The sequence below is a fragment of the Streptomyces sp. 13-12-16 genome, assembly GCF_002114215.1.
In the GTDB taxonomy this organism is placed as follows: domain Bacteria; phylum Actinomycetota; class Actinomycetes; order Streptomycetales; family Streptomycetaceae; genus Streptomyces.
The window spans coordinates 1-5,332 of record NZ_NCTE01000275.1; the positions used below are offsets into that span (position 1 = coordinate 1).

General features: G+C 74.2%; 5 protein-coding genes. 1 reads left to right on the plus strand and 4 read right to left on the minus strand.

The window, feature by feature from the left end; translation table 11 throughout:
- The 4 genes from B7767_RS12135 to B7767_RS12150 form a co-directional block, all read right to left on the minus strand.
- Nucleotides 1–1,030 (minus strand): NAD(P)/FAD-dependent oxidoreductase (locus tag B7767_RS12135; protein ID WP_085572212.1); only part of this gene is annotated, 1,030 nt, incomplete at its 3' end.
- A 411-nt stretch (nt 1,031–1,441) separates the two neighbouring features.
- Nucleotides 1,442–2,071 carry a TetR/AcrR family transcriptional regulator gene (locus B7767_RS12140; protein WP_073936583.1) on the minus strand — a complete coding sequence of 210 codons (630 nt, stop codon included), beginning with the start codon at nt 2,069–2,071 and terminating at the stop codon, nt 1,442–1,444.
- 35 nt (nt 2,072–2,106) lie between these two features.
- Nucleotides 2,107–4,191, minus strand: a complete 2,085-nt coding sequence (locus B7767_RS12145) for a YhgE/Pip domain-containing protein (RefSeq protein WP_085572210.1) — start codon at nt 4,189–4,191, stop codon at nt 2,107–2,109.
- Nucleotides 4,163–4,918, minus strand: a complete 756-nt coding sequence (locus B7767_RS12150) for an ATP-binding cassette domain-containing protein (RefSeq protein ID WP_085572211.1) — start codon at nt 4,916–4,918, stop codon at nt 4,163–4,165. Before B7767_RS12150 ends, B7767_RS12145 begins: the two co-directional genes overlap by 29 nt.
- Nucleotides 4,919–5,084: 166 nt before the next feature.
- Between B7767_RS12150 and B7767_RS12155 the strand changes: the two genes are divergently transcribed.
- On the plus strand, nt 5,085–5,332 hold a 248-nt coding region (locus B7767_RS12155; protein ID WP_256923417.1), incomplete at its 3' end, for an SAV_6107 family HEPN domain-containing protein.

Consider the following 5,332-nt stretch of genomic DNA (forward strand, 5'->3'; position numbering starts at 1 on the left):
GTTCGGCCTCCCGGTCCTGCGCGTGCACGACCGTACGGTGCGGGGTCCCCTCCGGGCGCCCGCCCCGCAGCGCCAGCGCCACCGTCACCCTGCTCGCCGTCCCCCGCCGGGCCGGGACCCCTCCGGCACCGCGCACCCGCGTCCCCCGGCTCAGCCCGTCCAGCACCCCCGGAGCCACCCCGGCGACCACGAGGTCCGCCTCCACGACGGTGCCGTCGGCGAGCTCCAGCCCCGCCGCCCGGCCGTCCTTCTCCGTCACCCCGGCGACCTCCGCGCCGAAGCGGAACTCCACCCGGCGGGCCAGACACCGCTCGTACACCGCCCGCGCCAGCTCCCGCATGCCGCCGCGCACGTACCACATGCCGAAGGCGTGCTCCATGTACGGCAGCACCGCCGCGCTCGCCGGGGTCTGCCGGGGATCGAGGCCGTACGCCAGCGCGTGGCTCTCCAGCAGCGCGATCAGCCGGGGGTCGCGCAGCTCCCACGCACCGACCTCCGCGAGCGTGCCCGCCGTGCGCGTGCGGAGGAACTTCCTGTGCGGGACCGCCGGATACGGCTCGCGCTCGGCCAGCACCTGCCAGTTGGGCCACAACGGCTCCTCCAGCAGCGGCCGGCGCGACCGGTCCCAGGCCTCCCGGGCCCGCACCAGGAAGTCCCCCCAGCGCCGGGCCGCGTCCGCCCCGAGGCTCTCCTCCAGCGCGGAGACGACACCCGCGCGGGAGGCGTTCGGCAGCGACACGCGCGTACCGTCCGCGAACACGTGGTGCGACGACGGGTCGACCTGGACCAGCTCGACGCACGCCTCCAGCGGCTCCTTGCCGGTCTTCAGGAACAGGTCCCGGTAGACCGCCGGCAGCGGGAGCAGCCCGGGCCCGGTGTCGAAGGCGAACCCGTCCCGCTCCAGACGGCGCAGCGCGCCGCCGTAGGTCTCCGTCCGCTCGTACACCGCCACCCGGTGGCCCGCGACGGCCAGCCGGGCGGCGGCCGCCATCGCGCCCATCCCGGCGCCGATCACCGCAATCCGTGCCATGCCAGGGACTTTATCCGCCACCGCGGACAGCCCCTCCCCGAGTACCCGCGCCCCGAGCACCCGCGCCCCGGCACCGGGCCGTGGGCGCGCGTGCGCAGCCCTGAGTACCCGTACCTAGCCGCCGAGTTGAGTACGCGCGCGGATGGGGGCCGGCCCCCGGGAACGGGAGAGTGGGGACCACGGAAAGGGGCCCGGCCCCGGAACCGGCGACACGGGGCGCCGGAACGGTACGGGCCCACGATCCGCTCCTTCCGCCGGCACCGTCGGCGGGAGCGAGGCACGGGGGAACCCGGGGGACGACCGCAACGGGGTTCTGGGGGAAAGCACGGGGGAGTGAGGAAGGCGCCGGTCCGACGGCGGCCCGCGGGGGACGCGGCCACCACCGGGCCGGCGCCTTCGTCCGTCCGGGGGTCAGCGGCGGCCGCTGACCCGCCCCTGCAGCAGCCGGGACAGGGCGGAGTGCACGTCGTCCAGGGAGCGCTCCGGCTGGAAGGACTTCCAGTCCAGCGCGGCCACCAGCACCATGCCGACCAGCGCCGCCGCCGTCAGCGGGACGTCGATCTCCTCGCTGAACTCGCCGTTCGCCACACCCTCGCGCAGCACGCCCTCGACCACCGCCACGGCCTGCTGCCGCACCACCATCAGCGTGGACTGCCAGGCCCGGTTGGTGCGCCACAGCTCGGCCACGTACAACTGGGTGAAGGCCGGGTAGCGGTCGATGAAGACGAGCCCCGCGCGGATCATCGCGTCCAGGGCGTCGACCCCGCCGCCGCCCTCCGCGGCCGTCCGCTCGGCCGCCTCCCGCAGGGAGGCGGTCAACAGACCGACCCCGTGCCGCAGCAGCTCCTCGAAGAGGACCGACTTGCTCGCGAAGTTGTAGTAGACCGTGCCCTTCGCGACCCCCGCCCGCTCGGCGATCTCGTCCACGGTGGTGGCGGAGAAACCTTGCTCGGCGATGAGGGTGACGGCCGCCTCGTAGAGCTTCTGCCGGGTGGCCTCGCGGCGGGCACTGCCGCCCGGCGTGGTGCTGCTGCGTTCCATGGCCCTGATTGTCACAGGAACGCCGATCCGTCCGTTCACAAGGTCAGCTCCGGGTGCAGCCGGTCCATCGTCCACACCTGGCGGCGGCGGGCCGACAGGGCGGTGAGCGCGAGGGCGCCCGCGGTGAAGGCCGCGAGCACGGCGCACGCCTGCCACACCGGTCCGAGGCCGCCGCCCGTGATGAGTCGCCGCAGCGCCCCGACGACGTGGCTCATCGGCAGGAACGGGTGCAGCGCGTTGAAGAAGCCGGGACTGGTCTGCACGGGGTACGTGCCGCCCGCCGAGGTCAGCTGGAGCATGAGCAGCGCGAGGACGAGGATCCGGCCGGCCGCGCCGAAGCGCGCGTTCAGCCACTGCACGATCGCCGCGAAGCACGCCGTCACCAGGCACAGGAAGCCCACCGTGCCGGCCGCCCGCGCCATCTGCAGCCCGAGCGCCCAGTGCAGCACCGACATCAGCGCCAGCGTCTGCAGCACCCCGATCGCCACCACCGGCAGCCAGCCCGCCAGCGCGATCCGCCAGGCGGAGGCGCCCGCCGCGAGCGCGCGCCGGTTCATCGGCACGATCAGCATGTACGCCACCATCGCGCCCACCCACAGCGACAGCGGGATGAAGTACGGGGCGAATCCGGTGCCGTAGTCGGGCGCCTTGTGCAGGTCGTGGGAGACGAGCCGGACCGGGTCGGCCATCACCTCGGTGCGCCGGTCGCGGTCCCGCTCGTCGTAGTCGGGGATCCTCCCGGCACCGTCGTGCAGGCCGCCGGCGAGTTCGCCGGAGCCGCCGACGAGCTTGTGGAGGCCGCCGTTCAGGTCGTCCGCGCCGGTCTTCAGCTCGCCGACGCCCTTGTCCAGGTCCGCGGCACCGGTCTCGGCGGTGCCGAGTCCCTTGTTCAGCTTCTTCGCACCGGCGGCGACCTTGCCGGCCCCGGCGTCGAGCTTGCCGATCCTGGTGACGGCGTCGTCGAGGTCCTCGGAGAGGTGCGGGGCACGGTCGGCGAGGGCCCGGGCCTGCTTCTCCAGGGCGGCGAGGTGGGTGTCGAGCTTCTTCAGGTCGTCGCGGTGGTCGGCGACCAGGGAACCGACGTCACCGGCGACGCCGGCCGCCGTGGCCACCGCGTCCCTGGCCTTCTTCAGGTCCGGGCAGGCGGGGTCGGGCGGGACGGGGTCCTCGCAGCGCTCCCTGTGGATGCCGTCCACGGTGGCGGACGCCGCGCGGGCGTCCTTCGCGGCGGCCGGCGCCTCCTCCTCCAGGGCGTCGAGGTCCGCGCGGAGCCTTCCGGCCGAGTCGGCGACGAACCGCGCGGTGTCGCCGATGGACTTCTCGTTCTTCTCGAGGAACGGACCCACCTCGGCGTCGACCGCGTTCACCTTGTCGGCGAGGCGCCGCGTGCCGTCCGCGACCTTCTTCGAGCCGTCCTCCAGGTCGCCGGCGCCCTTGTGGAGGGTCTTCAGGCCCTTGGAGAGCTTGCCGCTGCCCTTGCGGGCGTCCGCCAGGCCGTCGGCGAGGTCCTTGGAGCCCCTCTCCGCCTTCCCGATGCCGCCGCTCAGCTCGTCGGCCCCCTCGGCCGCCTTCACGGTCTCGCCGTGGATGTCCGAGAACGAGACGAAGATCCGGTCCAGGAAGGTGCGCGAGGTCTTCGTGGACGCGGCCTGGCGCACCTCGCCGAAGACCGTCCGGGAGATCTGCCCGACGATGTAGTTGTTGGCGTCGTTCGTCCGCACCCGGAGGGCGCCCGTCTCGGGGGAGTCGCCCGAACTGGAGGCGATGCGGCGGCTGAAGTCGGCGGGCATGGTCAGCGACAGGTAGTACGTGCCGTCCTCGACGCCCCGCCGGGCCTCGTCCGCGCTCACCTCCCGCCAGTCGAAGGTGCCGCTGTCGCGCAGCCCCTCGGCGATGTCGTCGCCCGCGGTGATCCGCTTCCCGCCGGCACCGGCCCCCTCGTCGTCGTTCACCAGCGCCACCGGGATCCGGTCCAGACGGCCGTACGGGTCCCAGAACGACCACAGGTACAGGGCGCCGTACAGCAGCGGCAGCACCAGCAGGGCGACCAGGGCCGCGCGCGGCAGTCTGCCCCGGCCGAAGCGCCGGAGCTCAAGAGCGGCCAGTCGCGGCGATCGCATCGGCGGCCTCCATCCCGTCGTCGTGCCGGTCGGTCCCCGTGCGGACGGGCGTCGCGTCGGGCGGTGCCTCGCCGCACACGGCCAGCACGGTGGTGCCGGCACCGGCGATGGACCGCAGCAGGGCCCAGACCGCTTCCCGTTCGGCGGGCGACAGCTTCAGGTCGGTGTCGTCCACGCCGAGAAGGCGGGGGCGCCCCAGCAGCGCCAGCGCCAGCGCCAGCCGCAGCGCCTCCACCCGCTCCAGATCCCGTACGGCGGTCCGCGCGCCCTTGGGCAGGGCCGCGAGGTCGAGCCCGGCGGTGGTGAGGGCCGTGTCGACGAGGCTCCGCTCCTCGTCGGCGCGCGCGGTGCGCGGACGCGGTGGCCGGAGGAACGGCGAGCCGCCGAAACGGCGTTGCAGCAGGGTCTGTTCGCGCAGGTGCTCACCGACGGTGAGGGCGGGATCGAGGTCGGTGACGCCGCTGACGTGGGCGAGGGCGCTGGCCCGGCGGACCGCGGACATCCGCCGGGGCAGTTCCAGCCCGCCCACGGAGGCCAGGCCCTCCGTGGGCCGCATCCGGCCGGTGAGGGCGAGCAGCAGGCAGGTGCGGCCCGACCCGGACGGCCCCTCCACCGCGATCAGCGAGCCGGGCTCCGCGTCGGCCGAGACCCCGCGGAACGCCCATCCCCGGGGCCCCCTCAGGCCGAAGCCGCGGGCCGTGACGGCGAGTCCGGACGGACCGTCCACCAAGTCCCCCTGTTTTTGAACTGACTGGTCAGTGCAAAAACTAACGCGAACAATCGATCGAAGCAAAAGCCCAGGTCAGAACGGATTGTCAGTGGCATACCTCACGATGTGTACATACGGCACCTCTTAGTAGGGGAGCCGTCACAAAGACGACAGGAGGTTCGTCATGGCCAACCCGTCCGCAGCCGCCGCCCGTCGGCGCCGCGCAACCGGCCCTGCCCCCTCACTGAACGGCCCGGCGAGCGACATCCACCCCGTGCTGCGCCGCGCCACGGCCCCGCCCGCCGCCCTCGACCTGCTCGCCCAGGCCCGTGCCGGACTCGACGAGGCCGCCGTCCTGGAGACACCCAACGAGCGCTACGCGACGGCCCACCTCGCCGCCCTGCGCACCGCCGCCGCCGTGCTCGCCGCCCG